Genomic DNA, 20,247 nt, shown 5'->3' on the forward strand with positions numbered 1-20,247 from the left:
CACCGAGATTGCCCAGCATCTGGACGAGTTTTGCGGACGGCACGCCCATGCGGCGCGCCTCGTTGATGAGGTAGAGACCAACCAGCGCTCCACCCGCATCACCGATTACGGGAATGAGACCGAAGACGGAATCTGCGCCGAAACGGATTCCGGTACCCGGAATGCGGATCGCCGTATCCATCAGGCGCGCAATACCGTTCAGCCGGCGCAGGCGCTTGAGCTTTTCGACGTGATCCAGATCGTCCTTGACGAACCGCCCGCTGGCGGCATCCCAGGTCTTCGTCGCCATCCGGCAAATCTCCACACTCATTCACTGCTACAAATGAGAATCGTGGATGTCGGTTCCAAGATGGCCGGGCTGAGAATATGCGGTTTTTCTCACGCAAACGTGGTTCCGACGAAAAATCCAGCCTCTGTGAAACCGTATTGTTTGGGATTACGTATAGTTCAAAGGAATGGCATCGCGCCCGAGGAGACATCCCATGCCCGCCTATCGTCCGCCTCACATCTCACCTTTGGAGATCACGCCGAAGGATATCTATCTTTCCCGCCGCAGCTTCATCGGGGCGGCCGCAGCGGCCGGCTTCAGTCTTGCGGCAGGTGGGAATGCCTGGGCGGCGCCCTTGAGCACAGTGCCCGGCCCCTACAAGCTGAATGAAAAGCTGACGCCGAAGGAGGCGGTGACGACCTATAACAATTTCTACGAATTCGGGGTGAACAAGGAAGATCCCTCGCAGAACTCCGGCGCCTTCAAGCCGACCCCGTGGTCGGTGAAGGTCGAGGGCATGGTCGGCAAGCCGAAGGAATTCGGGCTTGAGGAAATCCTCAAGATGAAGCTTGAGGACCGGACCTACCGGATGCGCTGCGTCGAAGGGTGGTCGATGGTCATCCCCTGGATCGGTTTTCCGCTTTCGGCCATTATCGATCAGGTAGAACCGCTCGGCAGCGCCAAATATGTGGCCTTCGAAACCGTGGTGCGGCCGGAGGAAATGCCGGGTCAAGGCGGCCTCTTCCAACCCCTGCCTTGGCCCTATATCGAGGGCCTCAGAATGGACGAGGCGCGGCATCCGCTGACCATTCTTGCCGTCGGCCTTTATGGCGAAACGCTGCCGAACCAGAACGGCGCGCCGATCCGGCTTGTCGTTCCGTGGAAGTACGGGTTCAAGAGCATCAAGTCGATCGTCAAGATCAAGCTGGTGGAAGAACAGCCGCAGACCACCTGGAAGAACTCAAATGCGCGGGAATACGGCTTCTATTCCAACGTCAACCCGGCGGTGGATCATCCGCGCTGGAGCCAGGCGACGGAGCAGCGGATCGGTGAAGGCGGGTTCTTCGGGACGAAACGGGTCGATACGCTGCCGTTCAATGGCTATGCGAACGAGGTGGCGAGCCTTTACTCCGGCATGGACCTGAAGGCGAATTACTAAAGATGGCGTCCCTCTCAGCCGCCATCCCTGCCCTGCCGCGCAAATATCATGCGGCCAGCATCTGGACACTTTACGTGATCGGCCTCTGTCCGGCCGCCTGGTATTTCTATCAGGCGACGACGGGCGGGCTCGGCTTCAATCCGGTCAAGGAATTCGAACATCTTCTCGGCATATGGGCCTTGCGGCTGATCATCGCCACCCTTGCGATCACGCCGTTGCGCGATCTCTTCGGCATCAACTGGGTGCGCTATCGACGGGCGCTCGGGCTGCTCGCCTTCTATTATGTGCTGATGCATTTTTCCGTCTATCTGCTCCTCGACCTGCAGCTCAATTTCGCGGCGGTCGGCGGCGATATCGCAAGGCGGCCCTATATCACCATCGGGTTCGCCGCGCTGCTATGCCTTATCCCCCTGGCGGCGACATCCAACAACTGGTCGATCCGCAAGATGGGGCAAGGCTGGATAAGACTGCACAAGCTGATCTATCTTATCGCCATTGGTGGTGCGATCCATTATGTGCTCGCGGTCAAGTCGGTCACATCGGGGCCATTCGCCCATATCGCGCTGATCGGAATCCTTCTCGCCTACCGCCTTATCCGACGGCCGCTGATGAACTGGAAGCGCGGGCGACGTCAGCCGGCACAGGTCGCGCACTGACGTCACCGAAGAGAGACAGCATTACACGGAGCGCGTCAAACCACCGTCGACCTTAAGGTTTTGGCCGGTGATGTAGCCTGCACCTTCGGAAGCCAGGAATGCGACGGTGGCGGCGATCTCCTCGCTTGTACCGTATCGCTTCATCGGCACGCCATCCCGACGCTCTTCGGTGGCCGGCAGGCTGTCGATCCAGCCCGGCAGGACGTTGTTCATCCGCACATTATCGGCGGCATAGGTATCGGCGAAGATCTTCGTGTAGGCGGCAAGTCCGGCGCGGAAGACGGCAGAGGTCGGGAACATGGATGACGGCTCGAAGGCCCAGGCCGTGGAGATATTGACGATGCTGCCTGATTTCTGCGCCTGCATGATCGGTGCGATGAGACGCACCGGGCGGATGACGTTCATCAGGTAGACGTCGAGGCCGGTGTGCCACTGTTCATCGGTGATTTCGATGATCTGGGCGCGAGGGCCGTGGCCGGCGCTGTTGACCAGGACATCTATGCGGCCCCAGCTATCCATCACCGTATCGACGAGGCGCTTGAGATCGTCATTGGACTGGTTCGACCCGGTGATACCGATGCCACCGAGTTCCTGCGCCAGCGCCTCACCCTTGCCGGAAGACGACAGGATCGCAACCTTGAAACCGTCCGCTGCGAGTTTTCTTGCCGAGGCTGCGCCCATGCCGCTGCCGCCCGCCGTTACGATCGCTACCTTTGCTTCCGACATCTCTTCAAGCCTTTCGATGCTATTGGATGACAATGGGTAACGCTGCTGCGCGCAGAACGCCAGCGCGGGTTTTGCTTAATCAGGAGCGGCTTTTCGACTTTGCCTTGGCAGTATTCAGCGCCGCCGCGTTGCGGGTCAGCGCCATGAAGGCTTGCTCATCGATCGTCTCGCCCTCCCGCAGGTCGATCGCCCTGCGGGCATTGCCTTCAAGGCTGGCGTTGAAAAGGCCGGACGGGTCCTCGACGAACGCTCCCTTGGCGAAGGTCAGCTTGACGACCGCCTTGTAAGTCTCGCCGGTGCAGATAATGCCGTCCTTTTCCCAGACCGGTACACCGCGCCATTTCCAAGTCTCGACGACATCTGGAACAGCCTTGTGGATGAGAGCACGGACATGAGCCAGCATCTCTCCGCGCCAGTCGTCGAGTTCCGCGATGCGCTGATCGATCAACAGGGAGGAATCCTGTGTACTGCCTTCAGCATCATTGTTCATGGCATCATCCTAAAGCTCTTCGCCGGGCAGCGCGCTTGCCTGCCTGACCCAGGTTGCGAGCTGTGCCTCGTTCCACTCGTCGGTTTCGTGGATATGGAAATAACGCGTCTCGGGCATTTTCGAATTCTCCGGCGGGACGGGATCCAGCGATGCGCCGCGAAAGAAAGTCAGCTTCACATATCTGTTGAAGCAATGGAGGCCGAGGAACCAGCCCTGTCCTTCGACCCCGTACAAAGGTGTGTTCCACTTTACTGCCTTGGCGACATTGGGAACACAGCGCTCGACAAGCACGTCGAGCTTCCGCCCGACCTCGCTTTTCCAGCCCGGCATCGCAGCAATATAGGCCTGAACCGGCTCGTTTCCGTAACCTTTCGGGATTTGCGGATTGCCGCCGGCCAGGAGCTTGGGGGAGCCCTGCTGCGCCTTGCCCTTGCCTTTCATGATGTCACGCTCCTCCCCGATCATGATCGGAATGATCATAGAGCAACGAACGATGGCGTCCATGCTTGGGACATGAAGCCCTATCCCAGTTCCCGATACGTCATGCCTGTAAATGCACAAGGGCCGGCGCCAATGGCCCGGCCCTTCCTGGATTGATAGAACTCGCTTCCGGTTCAGAACTGCTTCTTGAACAGAAGCCTGTCCAGCGACAGGTAACCGCCGCCGAAGGCTGCGAAGAGAAAGGCGCCGCCCGTCCAGAAGAGCGAATCCTGCTCGGCCTTTTCCTGAACCTGATGCAGGAACTTGGCGCCTCCATCGGCAAGACGCGCCACACCAGTTGGCGTGAAGTACTCGCCCCCCGCCTTCAGGGCATCGATGCCTGCCTGCGTCAGAAGCGCGTCGCCATAGGGATGGGCGAAATGGTACCAGAGAGTTATCGCCAGCATCACGCCGCTTGCCAGCGCGGCGGGACGGGTGAAAAGTCCGACTGCGATCAGGATGCCACCGACCACCTGGATCAGTGCAAGAACCGGCGACCAGAGCCAGCCGGGATAAAAGCCGAGATTTTCGACGAATCCGACCTGTGCGAGCGGGGCCATCAGTTTCGGCCAGCCCTCCACAACCAGCATGCCACCGACGGCCAGGCGAAAGATGCTCCAGGCCATAGGCTGGGCGGCCTTCTCGTAAAAGCCGCCAAGGGCGGGAATTATCAAATCTTTACGTTCGTTCTCAAATACGGGTGTGTATGCCATTGTCGTCCCTCACAACCCCACTGGTTGATATGTTTCGACACTAAGCCTGCCTTGCGCTTCATCATTGATTCCGGTCAAGAAAACGCAGCCGCATCTCGATTGCCATTCCCAATCCGATGCCCGCGGCATAGGCGACAATGTTCCAGAGCGAGAATACCCGACCGAGCAGAAGCCTTCCTGCCAGTGTCAGGCGAAATTCGTCGAGAGCCGGGGTCTGGTAAAGTCGGGAGAACTCTACAGAAACAGCTATCGCCAGTGCGATTGCGGCCATGACGGCCACGCGGCGGGACACGATGGCAGCTGCGACCAGCAAAAAAACCATGCAGCCCCAAAGAAGAGAACCGCCATATTTCACGACGCTGAAAGGCAGGCCCAGGTCATAACCGAAACCGCGAAGTGCAAGTCCGGCGACAATAACCGCGCCGACGCACAGTAGTCTTTGCAACCGAGCCCTCAGCATCCACCTTCCATCTGTCATGCCATCTCCACAAATAAAAAGCCGGGCGTTTCCACCCGGCTTTTCAAATTTGCGATCAAAGATCGAAAATTATGCGGCTTCAGCAGCTTCTGCTTCAGCGGCAACGCGAGCCTTGTCGGCTGCACCCTTAGCAGTGACGTCGCGTTCAACGAACTCGATGACTGCGAGCGGAGCATTGTCGCCCTGACGGTAGCCAGCCTTCATGATACGCAGGTAACCGCCGTTGCGGGTTGCGTAACGAGAAGCGATGACGTCGAACAGCTTCTTGACAGCGTCCTGGTCCTGAACCTGCGAGATCGCCTGACGACGAGCGTGCAGATCGCCGCGCTTGCCGAGGGTGACGAGCTTTTCGACGATCGGGCGAATTTCCTTCGCCTTCGGCAGGGTGGTTACGATCTGCTCATGGGTGATGAGCGATGCTGCCATGTTGGTGAACATAGCCTTGCGGTGGCTTGCGGTGCGGTTAAGCTTGCGGCCGGCTTTTGCGTGACGCATATCTGGTCTCCTTCACTTGCAGGCATTCGCCTGCAGTATGATTTGTTAGTATTGGTCTTCGTAACGCTTAGCGAGATCTTCGATGTTTTCCGGCGGCCAAGCAGGAACTTCCATACCAAGATGGAGGCCCATGGATGCCAGAACTTCCTTGATCTCGTTCAGCGACTTACGACCAAAGTTCGGAGTGCGGAGCATTTCCGCCTCGGTCTTCTGGATGAGGTCGCCGATATAAACGATGTTGTCGTTCTTCAGGCAGTTGGCCGAACGGACGGAGAGTTCCAGTTCGTCGACCTTCTTGAGGAGCGCCGGGTTGAACGCGAGTTCAGTGACGGATTCCTCTTCCTGTTCCTTCTGCGGCTCGTCGAAGTTGACGAAGACCGACAGCTGATCCTGAAGAATGCGGGCGGCGAAGGCTACGGCGTCTTCACCAGTGACCGAACCATCGGTTTCGATAGTCATGGTCAGCTTGTCGTAGTCGAGAACCTGGCCTTCGCGGGTGTTTTCCACCTTGTAGGACACTTTCTTGACCGGCGAGTAGAGGCTGTCGACCGGGATGAGACCGATCGGGGCATCCTCTGCACGGTTACGCTCAGCCGGGACATAACCCTTGCCGTTGTTGACCGTGAATTCCATGCGAATCTCAGCGCCGTCATCCAGCGTGCAGATCACGTGGTCAGGGTTCAGGATCTCGATGTCGCCAACCGTCTGGATATCACCAGCGGTAACGGCACCAGGGCCCTGCTTGCGCACGACCATGCGCTTCGGGTCATCGCCGTCCATCTTGATGGCGATTTCCTTGATGTTGAGCACGATGTCCGTCACATCTTCCCGAACGCCCGGGATAGAGGAGAACTCATGCAGGACGCCGTCGATCTGGACAGCCGTGACGGCTGCACCGCGGAGCGACGACAGAAGCACGCGGCGAAGCGCGTTGCCGAGCGTCAGGCCGAAGCCGCGCTCAAGAGGTTCGGCAACAAGCGTTGCCTTGGTACGACCGGACGAGGTGAATTCCACCTTGTTCGGCTTAATCAGTTCCTGCCAGTTCTTCTGGATCATGACCTATACCTTCCGTTCGTTGCCACCATCCAATCGTGGCAACCGAGCACGAGGAACACCGGAAAATACCCTTCCGGCGATACGGTGAAAGCCGCCTCGACCCCTGCAGGAGACAAAGCGGCTATTACCGAGTTCAGATGGCACTCGCCTTAAAAAGCGAGCCCCAATACGTCCATTAGACGCGGCGCTTCTTGCGCGGGCGGCAGCCGTTGTGCGGGATCGGCGTAACGTCGCGGATAGAAGTGATCATGAAACCGGCAGCCTGGAGCGCGCGCAGAGCCGATTCACGGCCGGAACCCGGACCGCAAACTTCAACTTCGAGCGACTTCATGCCGTGTTCCTGAGCCTTCTTGGCGCAGTCCTCAGCGGCGATCTGAGCAGCAAACGGGGTCGACTTACGCGAACCCTTGAAGCCCTTTGCACCGGCAGACGACCAGGCAATAGCATTGCCCTGCGCGTCGGTGATGGTGATCATGGTGTTGTTGAAGGTAGAATTGACGTGGGCAACGCCCGACGTGATATTCTTGCGTTCGCGACGGCGAACGCGAGTGGCTTCCTTGGCCATTTTATCCCTTTCGTTGATCTCTGCACCGCCGTAGTTCCAGCGGCTCCACCTTGAGAGGCAGTAGGTTTTAGGCAGCAGACAATTGGGCTTTCGCCCAATGCCTATTGGCTAATGCCTCAGAATTACTTCTTCTTACCGGCGATTGCCTTAGCCGGACCCTTGCGGGTACGAGCGTTGGTGTGGGTGCGCTGACCGCGGACCGGAAGGCCACGACGGTGACGCAGGCCACGGTAGCAACCGAGGTCCATAAGACGCTTGATGTTCATCGCGGTTTCACGACGAAGATCACCTTCGACAGCGTAGTCGCGGTCGATGGTTTCGCGGATCTGAAGGATTTCAGAGTCCGTCAGCTGATGGACGCGCTTTTCAGCCGGAAGACCGACCTTGTCCATGATTTCCTGCGCAAATTTCGGGCCGATCCCGTGAATGTAGGTCAGCGCGATAACAACGCGCTTCGCAGTCGGGATGTTGACGCCAGCGATACGTGCCACGTCTATTCTCCTTCGTTCCGGTTGCCATCCGGCAAGCGGTACTTCTTCCATGATAGCAGCCTGATCAAGGCCACCAGTTCAACAACACCAAACGAGACAGGTCAAAACGACCAGCCCCGGATATCCTTGCGGAAATCCGCGCCAATCGCTCAAATCTGTCGCGAGTTGGCGCGGTGTTTAACGGAATCAGCGCTGAATTGCAACCGCCGAGCCCGAGATTCTTTAACAGACCTGTGACAGCTCAAAGAGCAGACAGTGTCTTTTCGATTTCGGCAGTCACGGCCTTCACGTCAGCCATGCCGTCGATCGTCTTCAACTGACCGGTCGATTCGTAATGAGCCGAGAGCGGAGCAGTCTTGTCACGATATTCGACCAGACGCTTCTTGAAAGCCTCCGGCATATCGTCGGCGCGAACCTTGCCGCCAGCGGCAATGGTTTCGGCCACGCGGTTTTCGATTCGACCCATAAGAGCCCCCTCGTCCACCTTCAGTTCAATGACTGCGTCGAGAGGGCAGCCCTTGTCCTGCAGCATCTTTTCCAGCGCGATGGCCTGGGGCACGGTGCGCGGATAACCATCCAGGATGAAACCATTCGAACAGTCGTCGAGATCGATACGCTCAGCGACGATGGCGTTGACGATATCGTCGGACACCAGCTGGCCGGCATCCATAACCGCCTTCGCCTTCAGACCGATCTCGGTTCCTGCTTCCTTGGCGGCACGAAGCATGTCACCCGTGGAAAGCTGCGGAATACCGTATTTCTCAGTCAGCAGCTTTGCCTGCGTACCCTTACCGGCGCCGGGTGGCCCCAAGAATATAAGTCTCATCGTCCCCTCTTTCCTCCGCGCAGTTTCGACTTCTTGATCAGACCCTCATACTGCTGCGCAATGAGATGTCCTTGGATCTGCGCAACCGTATCGAGGGTTACACTGACAACAATCAAAAGCGAAGTACCACCAAGGGCTAATGGCACGCCCGTACGAGCGATCAGAAACTCTGGCAGAATGCAGACGAAGACGAGGTAGATCGCACCGATAACTGTGATGCGGGTCAGTACATAGTCGATATATTCGGCAGTCCGTTCGCCCGGACGGATGCCCGGGATGAAACCACCGTGTTTCTTCAGGTTGTCGGCCGTGTCCTTCGGATTGAAGACGATGGCCGTGTAGAAGAAGGCAAAGAAGGCGATCAGCAGGCCGTAAAGCAGCATGAACAGCGGCTGGCCATGGCCGAGGGCAGCAATGGCGGCGGTTGCCCATGCAGGCAGGTCGGAATTACCTGCGAAGCCGGCAGCCGTTGCGGGGAGAAGCAGCAGCGACGAGGCAAAGATCGCCGGAATAACACCGGACGTGTTGAGCTTGAGCGGCAGGTGCGAGGTGTCGCCCTGGAACATGCGGTTGCCGACCTGGCGCTTCGGATACTGGATCAGAAGACGACGCTGGGCGCGCTCTACGAAGACGATCAGGCCGATGACGAATATCGCGACGAGGATGACGGCGAGAATCAGACCGGTCGACAGCGCGCCGGTGCGGCCGAGTTCCAGCGTGCCAGCGAGAGCGGACGGAAGACCTGCAGCGATACCTGCGAAGATGATCAGCGAAATGCCGTTACCGATGCCACGCGAGGTGATCTGTTCACCCAGCCACATCAGGAACATGGTGCCGCCGAGAAGCGTGACAACGGTTGACAGGCGGAAGAACATGCCGGGATCGTTGACGATGCCCTGTCCGCTCTCGAGACCGGCGGCAATGCCGTAGGCCTGGAGGGTGCCGAGAATCACCGTGCCGTAGCGGGTGTACTGGTTGATGATCTTGCGGCCGGCTTCACCCTCCTTCTTGAGATTCTCAAGCGAAGGAACGACCGAGGTCATCAGCTGCACGATGATCGACGCGGAGATATACGGCATGATGCCGAGCGCGAAGATCGCCATGCGCTCGACAGCGCCACCGGCAAACATGTTGAAGAGGCCGAGGATACCGCCAGCCTGGCCGCGGAAGGCCTGCGCATAGGCTTCGGGGTTTAGGCCCGGAAGCGGGATATGCGTGCCGAGGCGGTAAACGAGGAGAGCAGCAAGGGTAAACCACAGCCGCTTCTTGAGATCCTCTGCCTTGGCGAAGGTTGAAAAATTGAGATTAGAGGCAAGTTGTTCCGCTGCAGACGCCATGCGTTTCTCCGCCCGATCACTTTCCCCGGGCGCAAAATGCCTGGTCAGGAAAGCAGTCGCAAATTCTGGTTCAAAAAACCGGGCGCGGAGATTGCGGGAGCAATCGGGTGCCTCACCCTGTTTTCATGTGATCGGCGCCCATCGGGGCCGCCAAATCGTGAGGCTCACATATGGACATAAAATCGCCCGGTGTGAAGCTCACACCGGGCGATTTTAAACGTTTTACTCTGCGGCAGTTTCCGCAACGACGAGCAGCTTGATAGAGCCGCCAGCCTTTTCGATCTTTTCGACGGCAGCCTTGGAGGCACCGGCAACTTCGATCGTCAGCTTTGCCTTCAGTTCGCCATCGGAAAGAACGCGAACGCCGTCCTTCTCGCGACGGATAACGCCGGCAGCCTTGAGAGCTGCCGCATCAACCGTTGCCTTGGCGTCGAGTTTGCCAGCATCGATCGCGGTCTGGATACGGCCAACCGAAACGGTGACGTATTCAGAAGCGAAGATGTTGTTGAAGCCGCGCTTCGGCAGGCGACGGTAGATCGGCATCTGACCGCCTTCGAAGCCGTTGATGGCAACGCCAGAACGAGCCTTCTGACCCTTGACGCCGCGACCACCGGTCTTGCCCTTGCCGGAACCGATACCACGACCTACGCGGATACGGTCCTTGGACGAACCTTCGTTGTCCTTGATCTCATTCAGTTTCATGATCAAACCCTCACTTCTCGTCGACGACGCGGACGAGATGCTGGACGGCCCGGATCATGCCACGGACGGAAGGCGTATCTTCCAGCGTGCTTACCCGGTGCATCTTGTTGAGGCCCAGACCAACCAGCGTTGCGCGCTGGATAGCCGGACGGCGAATAGGCGATCCGATCTGTTCGACCGTAACCGTCTTTGCTTCAGTCTTCTTCGTAGCCTTAGCCATGGGTCAGACTCCTCTTATTCTTCAGCAGCATTGCCGGAGGCGGCACGGCGAGCCTGAAGCGTAGCATATTTCATGCCGCGCTGAGCTGCGATGTCCTTCGGATGCACCTGGGCCTTGAGGGCGTCGAACGTTGCACGAATCATGTTGTACGGGTTCGACGAACCGGTCGACTTCGCAACAACATCGTGAACGCCCAGCGTTTCGAAAACAGCACGCATCGGGCCACCAGCGATGATACCGGTACCAGCCTTGGCGGAGCGCAGCAGAACCTTGCCGGCGCCGTGGCGGCCATTGACGTCGTGATGCAGCGTACGGCCGTCACGCAGCGGTACGAAGATCAGATCGCGCTTTGCGGATTCAGTTGCCTTGCGGATAGCTTCCGGCACTTCACGAGCCTTGCCATGACCGAAGCCAACGCGACCCTTCTGGTCGCCAACGACGACGAGAGCAGCAAAACCGAAACGACGGCCGCCCTTGACGACCTTAGCGACGCGGTTGATCGCGACCAGCTTGTCGACGAATTCGCTATCGCGCTCTTCACGGGCCTGACGATCGTCGCGGCCCTTTCTTTCCTGTGCCATTGTCCTTGTCCTTTTTCTTTTGCGGGTAGAACGGCAGGTTAAAGATAACCCGGAAAAATCCGGGTGGTGCGGAGAAACCGCATTTCGCCCGGCCTCCCCTATTCAAAGGAAGACCGGGCGAAAATTTCTTAGAAGCTCAGACCGCCTTCGCGGGCAGCTTCAGCAAGTGCCTTGATACGGCCGTGGTAGATGAAGGCGCCGCGATCGAACACGACTTCCTTCACGCCAGCCTTGGAGGCGCGCTCTGCAACCAGCTTGCCGACGGCAGCAGCTGCTGCAACGTCCGCGCCGGTCTTCAGCGACTTGCGCAGGTCGGCGTCGAGCGTGGAGGCGGCTGCAAGCGTGCGGCCGGCCACATCGTCGATGACCTGTACGTAGATGTTCTTGGACGAGCGGTGAACCGACAGACGCGGACGGCCATTTGCGACCTTCTTGATCTGACGGCGAACACGGCTCGCACGCTTGGTGAGTGCTTCTTTCCGAGTAGCCATTGTTCCGCGTCCTTACTTCTTCTTGCCTTCCTTGCGGACGATCCGTTCCTCGGCGTACTTGACGCCTTTGCCCTTGTAGGGCTCGGGACCACGGTATTCGCGGATTTCCGCGGCAACCTGACCGACCTGCTGCTTGTTGATGCCGGAGACGATGATTTCCGTCGGCTTCGGCACGGCAATGGTGATGCCCTCAGGGGCTTCGTAGACTACGTCGTGGGAGAAACCGAGAGCCAGCTGCAGGTTCTTGCCCTGCATGGCTGCGCGGTAACCAACGCCGTTGATTTCGAGCTTGCGCTCGTAACCGTCCTTAACGCCCTTGAAGATGTTCTCGACCATCGTGCGGGACATGCCCCACTTCGAACGAGCATCCTTGGAATCGTTGACCGGGGTCACCGAAACGGCGTTATCATTCAGCTCAACCTTGACTTCGTCATTAGCGACGAAGTGAAGTTCGCCCTTCGGGCCCTTCGCGGTGATCTTCTGGCCTTCGACCGAAGCCGTAACGCCTGCAGGAACCGGAACGGGCTTTTTACCGATACGAGACATTTTGTTATCCTGTCTGTCCGTTATGGAGATCCTTGCCCAGTCTTAGAAGACCGAGCAAAGAACCTCGCCGCCTACGTTCTGTTCGCGAGCCTGGTGATCGGCCATCACGCCCTTCGGGGTCGAAAGGATGGTGATGCCGAGGCCGTTCGCGACCTGCGGAATGGACTTAACCGAGACATAAACTCGGCGGCCCGGCTTCGAAACGCGGCCGATCTCACGGATCACGGACGCACCTTCGTAGTACTTCAGTTCGATTTCAATCTCGGACTTGCCGTTGCCGAAATCGGTCTGGGTGTAGCCGCGAATGTAGCCTTCAGCCTGCAGGACATCCAGGACACGAGCGCGCAGGCGCGAAGCCGGCGTCGTGACGGAGTTCTTGCGGCGGGAAGCGCCGTTGCGGATACGGGTGAGCATATCGCCCAAGGGATCAGTCATGGTCATCGAACGATCTCCTTACCAGCTCGACTTAACAATACCCGGCACCTTGCCGAGGTTGCCGAGCTCACGAAGCGCGATACGCGACATCTTGAGCTTGCGATAGAAAGCGCGCGGGCGACCGGTGACTTCACAACGGTTGCGGATACGCGTCTTCGAGCCATCGCGCGGCAGGGAAGCGAGCTTGATAGTTGCCTTGAACCGCTCTTCGATCGGAAGCTCCTGGTTCATGATGGTTGCCTTCAATGCTGCGCGCTTGGCAGCATGGTCGGCGACCGTCTTGCGGCGGCGCTTGTTCTTTTCAACTGCGCTGGTCTTCGCCATATCGTAGTTCCTTTTTAACGCTCGTCGTTACGGTTACGCACGGAACGGGAAGTTGAACTCTTTCAGAAGAGCCCGTGCTTCGTCGTCGTTCGTAGCCGTCGTGCAAACGATGATGTCCATGCCCCACATCTGATCAACCTTGTCGTAGTTGATTTCCGGGAACACAATGTGCTCCTTGAGGCCCATGGCGAAGTTGCCACGACCATCAAAGGACTTCGGGTTCAGGCCGCGGAAGTCGCGAACGCGCGGAAGCGCGATGTTGACCAAGCGATCCATGAATTCATACATGCGGGCGCCACGAAGGGTAACCTTCGCGCCGATCGGCATCTGTTCGCGAACCTTGAAGCCTGCAATCGAGTTGCGGGCGCGCGTGATAACCGGCTTCTGGCCAGCGATCGCAGCAAGGTCGGCCGCAGCAACAGTAGGCTTCTTGGAGTCGGCAGTTGCCTCGCCCACGCCCATGTTGATGACAATCTTGTCCATCTTCGGGATCATCATCTCGTTAGCGAACGAGAACTGCTCCTGAAGTGCTGCGCGGATGCGGGTGGTGTATTCGACCTTGAGCCGCGGCTCGTAATTTGCCTCAGCCATCGATGACATCTCCCGTACGCTTGGCTACACGCACCTTCTTACCGTCGACGACAGAGAAGCCAACGCGGGTCGGCTTGCCGTCTTTCGCCACGATCGCGACGTTCGACAGATGGATGGATGCTTCCTTGTTGATGATGCCAGCTTCCTGCGTCTGGGTCTGACGCTGGTGGCGCTTCACCATGTTGATACCGCGGACGACCGCACGGTCTTCCTTCGGCAGAACCTGGAGAACTTCACCGGTACGGCCCTTGTCCTTGCCGGCGAGGATGACGACGTTGTCGCCCTTCTTGATCTTCTGCATGGGTCCCGCTCCTTACAGTACTTCTGGAGCCAGCGAGATGATCTTCATGTGGTTCTTGGCGCGAAGTTCGCGCGGAACCGGTCCGAAGATACGGGTGCCGATCGGCTCTTTCTTGTTGTCGATGAGAACCGCTGCGTTGTTATCGAAGCGGATGACGCTGCCGTCGGCGCGACGGATGTCTTTAGCGGTACGCACAACAACCGCCTTCATCACGTCGCCCTTCTTCACGCGGCCGCGCGGAATAGCTTCCTTGATCGAAACGACGATAATGTCGCCGACCGAAGCGTACTTGCGCTTGGAGCCGCCCAGCACCTTGATGCACATGACACGACGTGCGCCGGAATTATCCGCCACGTCGAGGTTTGTTTGCATCTGAATCATGTCAGGTCGCCTTTTTCTAATGACCGGAACACCACACACCGAAGCGCGTGATGCCGGCTATGAACAGATTTTCAGTGTGCGCGGGATGGGTCTTGCCAAGGTGGTTTCCCTGAAAGGGACCTTCCGTGCGCTCAAAGCAAAAGAACGCCCGTTTCCGAGCGTTCTACGCCAGTGGCGTGCTTCATACAGGATTCTCCGCCAGACGCAAGTGCCTGACGGAAATTCCTGGTCTTCTTAAGCCTGGGCGGCAATTACCGTCCAGCGCTTGTCCTTGGAGATCGGTGCGCATTCCTCGATGGAAACGACATCACCAACTTTGTACTGGTTGTTTTCGTCATGGGCCTTGTACTTCTTGGACCGGCGAACGGTCTTCTGAAGCAGAGGGTGAGCGAAGCGGCGCTCGACGCGGACAACAACGGTCTTTTCGTTCTTGTCGGAAACGACAACGCCCTGCAGAATGCGTTTTGGCATATTATTCTTCCTTAGGCCTTGGCTTCTGCCGCCTTCTGGCGGGCAATGGTTTTCACGCGAGCGATGTCCTTGCGAACTTCAGTGATGCGCGAGGACTTCTCGAGCTGGCCGGTGGCTTTCTGGAAGCGCAGGTTGAACTGCTCCTTCTTGAGCTCGGCGAGCTTGTCCTTGAGCTGGTCGGCGCTGAGGCCGCGTACGTCTTCGGCTTTCATCGTGCCTTCTCCTTACTCTGCGATGCGCTGAACGAAGCGCGTCGTGACCGAGAGCTTGGCAGAACCGAGGCGAAGTGCCTCGCGCGCGATTTCTTCCGAAACGCCGTCGATCTCGAACATGATACGACCAGGCTTGACCTTGCAAGCCCAGTATTCAACCGAACCCTTACCCTTACCCATACGAACTTCGGTGGGCTTTGCAGTAACCGGGACGTCAGGGAAGACGCGGATCCATACTCGACCCGCGCGCTTCATGTAACGCGTAATCGCGCGGCGAGCCGCTTCGATTTCGCGGGCGTTCACACGGTTCGGTTCCTGAGCCTTCAGGCCGAATTCGCCGAATGCCAGATCAAAACCGCCCTTGGCCACACCCTTGATGCGACCCTTGAACTGTTTGCGGTACTTGGTACGCTTTGGCTGCAACATTTTATTACTTCTCCGAGCTTATCTTTCGCCAGCGATAATCAAGCGTTTTCGCGTTCGCGGCGACGATCGCCACGATCACGGTCGCGGCTTGCCGGACCCTGCGCATCGCCTTCCAGCGCGCGACGTTCGGAAGCCATCGGATCGTGCTCAAGGATTTCGCCCTTGAAGATCCAGACCTTGATGCCGCAAATACCGAATGCGGTTTCGGCTTCAGCCGTACCGTAGTCGATGTCTGCACGCAGCGTGTGAAGCGGAACGCGGCCTTCGCGGTACCATTCGGTACGAGCGATTTCCGCGCCACCCAGACGGCCGGCGCAGGTGATCTTGATGCCTTCGGCGCCAAGACGCATTGCGGACTGAACAGCGCGCTTCATCGCACGGCGGAAAGCCACGCGGCGTTCGAGCTGCTGAGCGATCGACTGTGCAACCAGCGTCGCATCAACTTCCGGCTTACGAACTTCAACGATGTTGAGGTGCGTTTCGGAGGAAGTCATTTCGGAAAGCTTCTTGCGGAGCTTTTCGATGTCTGCACCCTTCTTGCCAATGATCAGACCCGGGCGAGCCGAGTGGATCGTGACGCGGCACTTCTTGTGCGGACGCTCGATGACGACCTTGGCGATACCGGCCTGCTTCAGTTCCTGCATGAGGTATGCACGGATCTTCAGGTCTTCGTGGAGCAGCTGGCCGTATTCCGAGTTATCGGCGAACCAACGGCTGTCCCAGGTGCGGTTAATGCCGAGGCGGAAACCGATCGGATTAATTTTCTGGCCCATTATGCGGCCTCCCCTTTTTCCTCGACTTCGCGAACGACGATCGTCAGATGCGCGAACGGCTTTTCAATGCGCGATGCGCGGCCGCGACCACGAGCGTGGAAACGCTTCATGGTGATCGACTTGCCGACGTAAGCTTCCGCTACGATCAGGCTGTCGACGTCGAGGTCATGGTTGTTTTCAGCGTTGGCGATAGCAGACTCGAGAGTCTTCTTCACCGTGCCGGAGATGCGCTTACGCGAGAACTCGAGTTCTGCGAGAGCGCGCTCTACCTTCTTGCCGCGGATCATGGCGGCAACCAGGTTCAGCTTCTGCGGGCTGACGCGAAGCGTACGGGCAACTGCCTGTGCTTCGTTGTCCTTCAGCCGGCGTTCGGTCTTTGCCTTGGCCATGATTACTTCCTCTTCGCTTTCTTGTCCGCGCCGTGACCGTAATAGGTCCGGGTGGGAGCGAATTCACCGAACTTGTGACCGACCATGTCTTCGTTGACATTAACCGGGATATGCTTCGAGCCATTGTAGACGCCGAAGGTGAGACCGACGAACTGCGGCAGGATGGTGGAGCGACGGCTCCACATCTTGATCACTTCGTTGCGGCCGCCTTCACGTACCTTCTCAGCCTTGGCGAGAAGATAGCCGTCAACAAACGGACCTTTCCATACTGAACGAGCCATTGAACGACTTCCTCTCTTACTTCTTCACGTGGCGCGAGCGCATGATGAACTTGTCCGTGGACTTGTTCGAACGTGTGCGCTTGCCCTTGGTGGGCTTGCCCCAAGGCGAGACCGGATGACGGCCGCCCGAGGTACGACCTTCACCACCGCCGTGCGGGTGGTCGACCGGGTTCATGACAACGCCGCGGTTATGCGGACGCTTGCCACGCCATACGGTGCGACCGGCCTTGCCGTCATTGATGTTGCCGTGATCCGGGTTGGATACGGCGCCAATCGAGGCGAGGCAGGAACCCGGGACGAGACGCTGCTCACCAGAGTTCAGACGAAGGATCGCCATGCCGCTATCACGACCGACGAGCTGTACGTAAGTGCCAGCCGAACGAGCGATCTGGCCACCCTTGCCCGGCTTCATCTCGACGTTATGAACGATCGAGCCAACCGGAATGTACTGCAGCGGCATGGTGTTGCCAGGCTTGACGTCGACAGCCTTGTCGGAAGCGATGACCTTGTCGCCGGCAGCAAGGCGCTGCGGAGCGATGATGTAGGCCTGTTCGCCGTCCGTATAGGTGACGAGCGCGATGAATGCAGAGCGGTTCGGGTCGTATTCCAGACGCTCGACCGTGCCCTCAACGTCGAACTTGCGACGCTTGAAGTCGACCAGGCGGTAGGTACGCTTGTGACCGCCGCCGATGAAGCGGGCGGTGATGCGGCCGTTGTTGTTACGGCCGCCGCTCTTGGAGAGACCCTCGGTGAGCGCCTTGACCGGCTTGCCCTTCCACAGGCCCGAACGGTCGACGATGACCAGCTGACGCTGGCTCGGGGTCGTCGGATTGTAGCTTTTCAATGCCATTGTTTCTTACCTCAAAGACCGGTGGAGACGTCGATCGTCTGACCTTCGGCCAGGGTGACGATAGCCTTCTTGACGTCCTTCTGCTTACCGATGAAGCCGCGGAAGCGCTTCGTCTTGCCCAAACGGACCAGCGTATTGACGGCAGTGACCTTCACACCGAAGAGAGCTTCTACGGCAGCCTTGATTTCAGGCTTCGAAGCAGTCTTGGCAACGTTGAAGACAACCTGGTTCTGTTCAGACAGAAGGGTCGACTTTTCGGTGATCGAGGGAGATACGATCACATCATAGTGGCGAATGTCGGTCACTTGAAACGCTCCTCGAGGGCTTCAACCGCAGCCTTGGAAAGCACGAGCTTGCCGCGACGCAGGATGTCGTAAACATTGATGCCCTGAACCGGCAGAACATCGATGTTCGGGATGTTCTGGGCTGCGAGCTTGAAGTTGCTGTCCAGCTCGGCGCCACCGATAACCAGAGCATTGGTCAGGCCGAGCGACGCGAACGTGCCGACGAGAGCCTTGGTCTTTGCTTCGGTCGCAACCAGATCGTCGATAACGATCAGATCTTCGGACTTCAGCTTGGCGGAAAGAGCATGACGCAGGGCCAGAGCGCGAACCTTCTTCGGCAGATCGAAGGCGTGGCTACGGGAAACCGGGCCATGAGCCTTACCACCACCGCGGAACTGCGGAGCGCGAGCCGAATGGTGACGAGCGCGGCCCGTACCCTTCTGCTTGTACATCTTGGAACCGGTGCGCGAAACTTCGCCACGGGTCAGCGTCTGATGCGTGCCCTGCTGCTTCTTGGCGAGCTGGTAACGAACCATACGAGCGAGGATGTCCTCGCGGGGGTCGAGGCCGAAGATCGCGTCCGACAGGGAAACCTTGCCAGCGTCTTTGCCTTCGAGGGTCTTGACGTTGAATTCCATAATAATGGCTCCCTTACTTCGCAGCCGACTTGACGGCGTCGCGAACAACGATCCAGGCGCCCTTGGAGCCGGGGACGGCACCCTTGACGAGGATCAGGCCGCGGCCTTCATCGGTGGACACGACTTCGAGGTTCTGGGTGGTGACGCGCGTCTGGCCCATGTGACCAGCCATGCGCTTGCCCTTCCAGACCTTGCCCGGATCCTGGTTGTTACCAGTCGAACCGTGCGAACGGTGCGAAACGGAAACACCGTGGGTCGCACGCAGACCGCCAAAGTTGTGGCGCTTCATGGCGCCGGCGAAGCCCTTACCGATCGAGGTACCGGTCACGTCGACCAGCTGGCCAGCCGTAAAATGGTCAGCCTTCAGCTCGGTGCCAACTTCAATCAAGTTGTCTTCAGATACGCGAAACTCGACGAGCTTCGACTTCGGCTCAACATTTGCGATGGCAAAGTTGCCGCGCATTGCCTTGGAGGTGTTCTTCACCTTGGCAGCGCCTGCACCGAGCTGAAGAGCGACATAGCCGTTCTTCTCTTCAGTGCGATGAGCAACGACCTGGCAGTTGTCGAGACGCAATACGGTTACCGGGATATGCTCACCGGCGTCGTTGTAGACGCGGGTCATCCCAATCTTCTGTGCAATTACACCTGAACGCATCGGTTCAATCCTTCCAACTCAGCTCTGATTTCTCAGAGCTTGATCTCAACATCGACGCCGGCGGCGAGGTCGAGCTTCATCAGCGCGTCCACCGTCTGCGGTGTCGGGTCAACGATATCGAGAAGGCGCTTATGAGTGCGCATCTCGAACTGCTCGCGGCTCTTCTTGTCGATGTGGGGGGACCGGTTAACCGTAAACTTCTCGATGCGGGTCGGAAGCGGAACGGGGCCCCGGACACTTGCTCCGGTGCGCTTCGCCGTCGACACGATCTCGCGCGTGGAAGCGTCGAGAATACGATGATCGAATGCCTTAAGGCGAATGCGGATATTTTGGCCGTTCATTCGACGTTATCCTTGTTTTCTGTTCTCCCGATACCAAACGTGATGGCACGGGTTGTTCGTTTACCTAAGGCGGATCACCGGTTTCAAAGATCGAAGAAAACACCGCTTCCAGCAGGTGCCCACTTCCAGTCTTCAGGCCCGAAGGCCCACCTTAAATTCTTGTGCAACTTCCTGAATCGCCAAAGCGAAGCAGGCGCAAATCGCGCTTGCGCGCCATTTGCAATGTTTTTGTGTCATAAGCAAGTCGCAATAGGCCACTTGCTTAAAAAAAATTGAAGCGGGCGGCATCCGAAGATACCGCCCTGCCCTTTATCGATTACTCGATGATCGAAGCGACGATGCCTGCGCCGACGGTACGGCCGCCTTCGCGGATAGCGAAGCGAAGCTTTTCTTCCATCGCGATCGGAACGATCAGTTCAACAGCAACCGTGACGTTGTCGCCAGGCATAACCATTTCCGTGCCTTCCGGCAGGGAAACGATGCCCGTTACGTCCGTCGTGCGGAAGTAGAACTGCGGACGGTAGTTGGTGAAGAACGGCGTATGACGGCCGCCTTCTTCCTTCGTCAGGATGTAGGCTTCAGCCATGAACTTCTTGTGCGGCTTGACAGAGCCCG

Annotated in this window: 35 protein-coding genes and 1 pseudogene; 2 read left to right on the forward strand and 34 right to left on the reverse strand. The window is 58.3% G+C overall.

What is annotated here, in order from left to right:
* Nucleotides 1-289, reverse strand: a 289-nt coding sequence (locus ACI3K0_RS29630) for a DUF4112 domain-containing protein (protein ID WP_404946894.1), incomplete at its 3' end; no start/stop codon positions are given.
* A gap of 193 nt (nt 290-482) precedes the next feature.
* On the opposite strand from ACI3K0_RS29630, the gene msrP reads away from it, so the two are divergent.
* Entirely contained in the window at nt 483-1,427 is a 945-nt protein-coding gene (msrP, locus tag ACI3K0_RS29635; RefSeq protein WP_183830287.1) for a protein-methionine-sulfoxide reductase catalytic subunit MsrP, read from the forward strand.
* A 2-nt stretch (nt 1,428-1,429) separates the two neighbouring features.
* Nucleotides 1,430-2,083 (forward strand): protein-methionine-sulfoxide reductase heme-binding subunit MsrQ, encoded by a 654-nt coding sequence (gene msrQ / locus ACI3K0_RS29640; RefSeq protein ID WP_183830291.1) that lies wholly within the window; start codon nt 1,430-1,432, stop codon nt 2,081-2,083.
* A gap of 21 nt (nt 2,084-2,104) precedes the next feature.
* Here the strand turns inward: msrQ and ACI3K0_RS29645 are convergent, their stop codons facing one another.
* The 33 genes and pseudogenes from ACI3K0_RS29645 to tuf all read right to left on the reverse strand — a co-directional run.
* On the reverse strand, nt 2,105-2,809 hold the full coding sequence (locus ACI3K0_RS29645; protein ID WP_183830295.1) for an SDR family oxidoreductase: 705 nt from the start codon (nt 2,807-2,809) through the stop codon (nt 2,105-2,107).
* A gap of 79 nt (nt 2,810-2,888) precedes the next feature.
* Nucleotides 2,889-3,299 (reverse strand): DUF1801 domain-containing protein, encoded by a 411-nt coding sequence (locus ACI3K0_RS29650; protein ID WP_183830298.1) that lies wholly within the window; start codon nt 3,297-3,299, stop codon nt 2,889-2,891.
* A gap of 9 nt (nt 3,300-3,308) precedes the next feature.
* Nucleotides 3,309-3,764, reverse strand: coding sequence for a DUF1801 domain-containing protein (locus tag ACI3K0_RS29655; RefSeq protein WP_394353706.1), 456 nt, complete (start codon nt 3,762-3,764; stop codon nt 3,309-3,311).
* A 149-nt stretch (nt 3,765-3,913) separates the two neighbouring features.
* Nucleotides 3,914-4,492, reverse strand: coding sequence for a DoxX family protein (locus tag ACI3K0_RS29660; protein WP_183830301.1), 579 nt, complete (start codon nt 4,490-4,492; stop codon nt 3,914-3,916).
* A gap of 61 nt (nt 4,493-4,553) precedes the next feature.
* On the reverse strand, nt 4,554-4,970 hold the full coding sequence (locus ACI3K0_RS29665) for a DUF2809 domain-containing protein (RefSeq protein ID WP_183830304.1): 417 nt from the start codon (nt 4,968-4,970) through the stop codon (nt 4,554-4,556).
* 69 nt (nt 4,971-5,039) lie between these two features.
* Nucleotides 5,040-5,465, reverse strand: coding sequence for a 50S ribosomal protein L17 (rplQ, locus tag ACI3K0_RS29670; protein WP_148145284.1), 426 nt, complete (start codon nt 5,463-5,465; stop codon nt 5,040-5,042).
* A 45-nt stretch (nt 5,466-5,510) separates the two neighbouring features.
* On the reverse strand, nt 5,511-6,521 hold the full coding sequence (locus tag ACI3K0_RS29675) for a DNA-directed RNA polymerase subunit alpha (RefSeq protein ID WP_112510977.1): 1,011 nt from the start codon (nt 6,519-6,521) through the stop codon (nt 5,511-5,513).
* A 175-nt stretch (nt 6,522-6,696) separates the two neighbouring features.
* Entirely contained in the window at nt 6,697-7,086 is a 390-nt protein-coding gene (gene rpsK, locus ACI3K0_RS29680; protein ID WP_007766864.1) for a 30S ribosomal protein S11, read from the reverse strand.
* Nucleotides 7,087-7,208: 122 nt separating this feature from the next.
* Nucleotides 7,209-7,577 carry a 30S ribosomal protein S13 gene (rpsM, locus tag ACI3K0_RS29685; RefSeq protein ID WP_093000503.1) on the reverse strand — a complete coding sequence of 123 codons (369 nt, stop codon included), beginning with the start codon at nt 7,575-7,577 and terminating at the stop codon, nt 7,209-7,211.
* A 241-nt stretch (nt 7,578-7,818) separates the two neighbouring features.
* Nucleotides 7,819-8,403 (reverse strand): adenylate kinase, encoded by a 585-nt coding sequence (locus ACI3K0_RS29690; protein WP_183830307.1) that lies wholly within the window; start codon nt 8,401-8,403, stop codon nt 7,819-7,821.
* Nucleotides 8,400-9,740, reverse strand: a complete 1,341-nt coding sequence (secY, locus tag ACI3K0_RS29695) for a preprotein translocase subunit SecY (protein ID WP_148145285.1) — start codon at nt 9,738-9,740, stop codon at nt 8,400-8,402. Before secY ends, ACI3K0_RS29690 begins: the two co-directional genes overlap by 4 nt.
* Before the next feature lie 222 nt (nt 9,741-9,962).
* Nucleotides 9,963-10,442 (reverse strand): 50S ribosomal protein L15, encoded by a 480-nt coding sequence (gene rplO, locus ACI3K0_RS29700; protein ID WP_148145286.1) that lies wholly within the window; start codon nt 10,440-10,442, stop codon nt 9,963-9,965.
* 10 nt (nt 10,443-10,452) lie between these two features.
* Nucleotides 10,453-10,662 (reverse strand): 50S ribosomal protein L30, encoded by a 210-nt coding sequence (rpmD, locus tag ACI3K0_RS29705; protein WP_112510983.1) that lies wholly within the window; start codon nt 10,660-10,662, stop codon nt 10,453-10,455.
* 14 nt (nt 10,663-10,676) lie between these two features.
* Nucleotides 10,677-11,243, reverse strand: a complete 567-nt coding sequence (gene rpsE / locus ACI3K0_RS29710) for a 30S ribosomal protein S5 (protein WP_148145287.1) — start codon at nt 11,241-11,243, stop codon at nt 10,677-10,679.
* Nucleotides 11,244-11,371: 128 nt separating this feature from the next.
* Nucleotides 11,372-11,734 (reverse strand): 50S ribosomal protein L18, encoded by a 363-nt coding sequence (gene rplR / locus ACI3K0_RS29715; RefSeq protein ID WP_112510987.1) that lies wholly within the window; start codon nt 11,732-11,734, stop codon nt 11,372-11,374.
* 12 nt (nt 11,735-11,746) lie between these two features.
* The gene (gene rplF / locus ACI3K0_RS29720) at nt 11,747-12,280 is read right to left on the reverse strand and encodes a 50S ribosomal protein L6 (protein WP_148145288.1); all 534 of its coding nucleotides are present in this window, start codon (nt 12,278-12,280) and stop codon (nt 11,747-11,749) included.
* A 42-nt stretch (nt 12,281-12,322) separates the two neighbouring features.
* On the reverse strand, nt 12,323-12,721 hold the full coding sequence (gene rpsH / locus ACI3K0_RS29725; RefSeq protein ID WP_112510991.1) for a 30S ribosomal protein S8: 399 nt from the start codon (nt 12,719-12,721) through the stop codon (nt 12,323-12,325).
* Between the two features lie 12 nt (nt 12,722-12,733).
* Nucleotides 12,734-13,039: a 30S ribosomal protein S14 gene (gene rpsN, locus ACI3K0_RS29730; RefSeq protein ID WP_112454897.1), complete on the reverse strand. Its 306-nt coding sequence runs from the start codon at nt 13,037-13,039 to the stop codon at nt 12,734-12,736.
* Between the two features lie 33 nt (nt 13,040-13,072).
* Nucleotides 13,073-13,630 carry a 50S ribosomal protein L5 gene (rplE, locus tag ACI3K0_RS29735; protein ID WP_112510993.1) on the reverse strand — a complete coding sequence of 186 codons (558 nt, stop codon included), beginning with the start codon at nt 13,628-13,630 and terminating at the stop codon, nt 13,073-13,075.
* Nucleotides 13,623-13,931 (reverse strand): 50S ribosomal protein L24, encoded by a 309-nt coding sequence (rplX, locus tag ACI3K0_RS29740; RefSeq protein ID WP_112510995.1) that lies wholly within the window; start codon nt 13,929-13,931, stop codon nt 13,623-13,625. The genes rplE and rplX overlap by 8 nt, the downstream gene beginning before the upstream one ends.
* A gap of 12 nt (nt 13,932-13,943) precedes the next feature.
* Nucleotides 13,944-14,312, reverse strand: a complete 369-nt coding sequence (gene rplN, locus ACI3K0_RS29745) for a 50S ribosomal protein L14 (protein ID WP_003495199.1) — start codon at nt 14,310-14,312, stop codon at nt 13,944-13,946.
* A gap of 234 nt (nt 14,313-14,546) precedes the next feature.
* Complete coding sequence (rpsQ, locus tag ACI3K0_RS29750) at nt 14,547-14,783, reverse strand: 30S ribosomal protein S17 (protein WP_046792687.1); 237 nt, start codon at nt 14,781-14,783, stop codon at nt 14,547-14,549.
* An 11-nt stretch (nt 14,784-14,794) separates the two neighbouring features.
* The gene (gene rpmC / locus ACI3K0_RS29755) at nt 14,795-14,995 is read right to left on the reverse strand and encodes a 50S ribosomal protein L29 (protein ID WP_148145290.1); all 201 of its coding nucleotides are present in this window, start codon (nt 14,993-14,995) and stop codon (nt 14,795-14,797) included.
* A 12-nt stretch (nt 14,996-15,007) separates the two neighbouring features.
* On the reverse strand, nt 15,008-15,421 hold the full coding sequence (gene rplP, locus ACI3K0_RS29760; protein ID WP_093000489.1) for a 50S ribosomal protein L16: 414 nt from the start codon (nt 15,419-15,421) through the stop codon (nt 15,008-15,010).
* A 38-nt stretch (nt 15,422-15,459) separates the two neighbouring features.
* Complete coding sequence (gene rpsC, locus ACI3K0_RS29765; RefSeq protein WP_148145291.1) at nt 15,460-16,194, reverse strand: 30S ribosomal protein S3; 735 nt, start codon at nt 16,192-16,194, stop codon at nt 15,460-15,462.
* Nucleotides 16,194-16,583, reverse strand: a complete 390-nt coding sequence (rplV, locus tag ACI3K0_RS29770; protein ID WP_112511001.1) for a 50S ribosomal protein L22 — start codon at nt 16,581-16,583, stop codon at nt 16,194-16,196. Before rplV ends, rpsC begins: the two co-directional genes overlap by 1 nt.
* Nucleotides 16,584-16,585: 2 nt before the next feature.
* On the reverse strand, nt 16,586-16,864 hold the full coding sequence (gene rpsS / locus ACI3K0_RS29775) for a 30S ribosomal protein S19 (protein WP_112454903.1): 279 nt from the start codon (nt 16,862-16,864) through the stop codon (nt 16,586-16,588).
* Nucleotides 16,865-16,880: 16 nt separating this feature from the next.
* Nucleotides 16,881-17,714, reverse strand: a complete 834-nt coding sequence (gene rplB, locus ACI3K0_RS29780) for a 50S ribosomal protein L2 (protein ID WP_148145292.1) — start codon at nt 17,712-17,714, stop codon at nt 16,881-16,883.
* An 11-nt stretch (nt 17,715-17,725) separates the two neighbouring features.
* Nucleotides 17,726-18,019 carry a 50S ribosomal protein L23 gene (locus tag ACI3K0_RS29785; RefSeq protein WP_148145293.1) on the reverse strand — a complete coding sequence of 98 codons (294 nt, stop codon included), beginning with the start codon at nt 18,017-18,019 and terminating at the stop codon, nt 17,726-17,728.
* A complete protein-coding gene (gene rplD / locus ACI3K0_RS29790) occupies nt 18,016-18,636 on the reverse strand; it encodes a 50S ribosomal protein L4 (RefSeq protein ID WP_148145294.1) in 621 nt (206 codons plus the stop codon). The genes ACI3K0_RS29785 and rplD overlap by 4 nt, the downstream gene beginning before the upstream one ends.
* Before the next feature lie 13 nt (nt 18,637-18,649).
* Entirely contained in the window at nt 18,650-19,291 is a 642-nt protein-coding gene (gene rplC / locus ACI3K0_RS29795; RefSeq protein WP_148145295.1) for a 50S ribosomal protein L3, read from the reverse strand.
* A gap of 32 nt (nt 19,292-19,323) precedes the next feature.
* A complete protein-coding gene (rpsJ, locus tag ACI3K0_RS29800; protein WP_003547547.1) occupies nt 19,324-19,632 on the reverse strand; it encodes a 30S ribosomal protein S10 in 309 nt (102 codons plus the stop codon).
* A 316-nt stretch (nt 19,633-19,948) separates the two neighbouring features.
* A pseudogene (tuf, locus tag ACI3K0_RS29805) lies at nt 19,949-20,247 on the reverse strand (elongation factor Tu); the annotation flags it as partial.

The organism is Rhizobium sp. ZW T2_16 (assembly GCF_044987325.1).
Taxonomy (GTDB): Bacteria; Pseudomonadota; Alphaproteobacteria; order Rhizobiales; family Rhizobiaceae; genus Neorhizobium; species Neorhizobium cellulosilyticum.

What these genes read in the sequence shown, in the direction of transcription:
- ACI3K0_RS29665 (WP_183830304.1), bottom strand. Translation starts at nt 4,970, where the DNA reads ATGACAGATGGAAGGTGGATGCTGAGGGCTCGGTTGCAAAGACTACTG.
- secY (WP_148145285.1), bottom strand. Translation starts at nt 9,740, where the DNA reads ATGGCGTCTGCAGCGGAACAACTTGCCTCTAATCTCAATTTTTCAACC.
- rpsE (WP_148145287.1), bottom strand. Translation starts at nt 11,243, where the DNA reads ATGGCACAGGAAAGAAAGGGCCGCGACGATCGTCAGGCCCGTGAAGAG.
- rplP (WP_093000489.1), bottom strand. Translation starts at nt 15,421, where the DNA reads ATGTTGCAGCCAAAGCGTACCAAGTACCGCAAACAGTTCAAGGGTCGC.
- rplC (WP_148145295.1), bottom strand. Translation starts at nt 19,291, where the DNA reads ATGCGTTCAGGTGTAATTGCACAGAAGATTGGGATGACCCGCGTCTAC.
- rpmC (WP_148145290.1), bottom strand. Translation starts at nt 14,995, where the DNA reads ATGAAAGCCGAAGACGTACGCGGCCTCAGCGCCGACCAGCTCAAGGAC.
- ACI3K0_RS29660 (WP_183830301.1), bottom strand. Translation starts at nt 4,492, where the DNA reads ATGGCATACACACCCGTATTTGAGAACGAACGTAAAGATTTGATAATT.
- rpsJ (WP_003547547.1), bottom strand. Translation starts at nt 19,632, where the DNA reads ATGAACGGCCAAAATATCCGCATTCGCCTTAAGGCATTCGATCATCGT.
- rplD (WP_148145294.1), bottom strand. Translation starts at nt 18,636, where the DNA reads ATGGAATTCAACGTCAAGACCCTCGAAGGCAAAGACGCTGGCAAGGTT.
- rpmD (WP_112510983.1), bottom strand. Translation starts at nt 10,662, where the DNA reads ATGGCTAAGGCTACGAAGAAGACTGAAGCAAAGACGGTTACGGTCGAA.
- rplR (WP_112510987.1), bottom strand. Translation starts at nt 11,734, where the DNA reads ATGGCTACTCGGAAAGAAGCACTCACCAAGCGTGCGAGCCGTGTTCGC.
- rpsK (WP_007766864.1), bottom strand. Translation starts at nt 7,086, where the DNA reads ATGGCCAAGGAAGCCACTCGCGTTCGCCGTCGCGAACGCAAGAATATC.
- msrP (WP_183830287.1), top strand. Translation starts at nt 483, where the DNA reads ATGCCCGCCTATCGTCCGCCTCACATCTCACCTTTGGAGATCACGCCG.
- rpsC (WP_148145291.1), bottom strand. Translation starts at nt 16,194, where the DNA reads ATGGGCCAGAAAATTAATCCGATCGGTTTCCGCCTCGGCATTAACCGC.
- ACI3K0_RS29650 (WP_183830298.1), bottom strand. Translation starts at nt 3,299, where the DNA reads ATGAACAATGATGCTGAAGGCAGTACACAGGATTCCTCCCTGTTGATC.
- ACI3K0_RS29655 (WP_394353706.1), bottom strand. Translation starts at nt 3,764, where the DNA reads ATGATCGGGGAGGAGCGTGACATCATGAAAGGCAAGGGCAAGGCGCAG.
- rplN (WP_003495199.1), bottom strand. Translation starts at nt 14,312, where the DNA reads ATGATTCAGATGCAAACAAACCTCGACGTGGCGGATAATTCCGGCGCA.
- rpsN (WP_112454897.1), bottom strand. Translation starts at nt 13,039, where the DNA reads ATGGCGAAGACCAGCGCAGTTGAAAAGAACAAGCGCCGCCGCAAGACG.
- rplQ (WP_148145284.1), bottom strand. Translation starts at nt 5,465, where the DNA reads ATGCGTCACGCAAAAGCCGGCCGCAAGCTTAACCGCACCGCAAGCCAC.
- rplX (WP_112510995.1), bottom strand. Translation starts at nt 13,931, where the DNA reads ATGCAGAAGATCAAGAAGGGCGACAACGTCGTCATCCTCGCCGGCAAG.
- msrQ (WP_183830291.1), top strand. Translation starts at nt 1,430, where the DNA reads ATGGCGTCCCTCTCAGCCGCCATCCCTGCCCTGCCGCGCAAATATCAT.
- rplE (WP_112510993.1), bottom strand. Translation starts at nt 13,630, where the DNA reads ATGGCTGAGGCAAATTACGAGCCGCGGCTCAAGGTCGAATACACCACC.
- rplB (WP_148145292.1), bottom strand. Translation starts at nt 17,714, where the DNA reads ATGGCATTGAAAAGCTACAATCCGACGACCCCGAGCCAGCGTCAGCTG.
- rpsS (WP_112454903.1), bottom strand. Translation starts at nt 16,864, where the DNA reads ATGGCTCGTTCAGTATGGAAAGGTCCGTTTGTTGACGGCTATCTTCTC.
- rplF (WP_148145288.1), bottom strand. Translation starts at nt 12,280, where the DNA reads ATGTCTCGTATCGGTAAAAAGCCCGTTCCGGTTCCTGCAGGCGTTACG.
- ACI3K0_RS29675 (WP_112510977.1), bottom strand. Translation starts at nt 6,521, where the DNA reads ATGATCCAGAAGAACTGGCAGGAACTGATTAAGCCGAACAAGGTGGAA.
- rpsH (WP_112510991.1), bottom strand. Translation starts at nt 12,721, where the DNA reads ATGACCATGACTGATCCCTTGGGCGATATGCTCACCCGTATCCGCAAC.
- ACI3K0_RS29645 (WP_183830295.1), bottom strand. Translation starts at nt 2,809, where the DNA reads ATGTCGGAAGCAAAGGTAGCGATCGTAACGGCGGGCGGCAGCGGCATG.
- ACI3K0_RS29690 (WP_183830307.1), bottom strand. Translation starts at nt 8,403, where the DNA reads ATGAGACTTATATTCTTGGGGCCACCCGGCGCCGGTAAGGGTACGCAG.
- rplV (WP_112511001.1), bottom strand. Translation starts at nt 16,583, where the DNA reads ATGGCCAAGGCAAAGACCGAACGCCGGCTGAAGGACAACGAAGCACAG.
- rplO (WP_148145286.1), bottom strand. Translation starts at nt 10,442, where the DNA reads ATGAAACTGAATGAGATCAAGGACAACGAAGGTTCGTCCAAGGACCGT.
- rpsQ (WP_046792687.1), bottom strand. Translation starts at nt 14,783, where the DNA reads ATGCCAAAACGCATTCTGCAGGGCGTTGTCGTTTCCGACAAGAACGAA.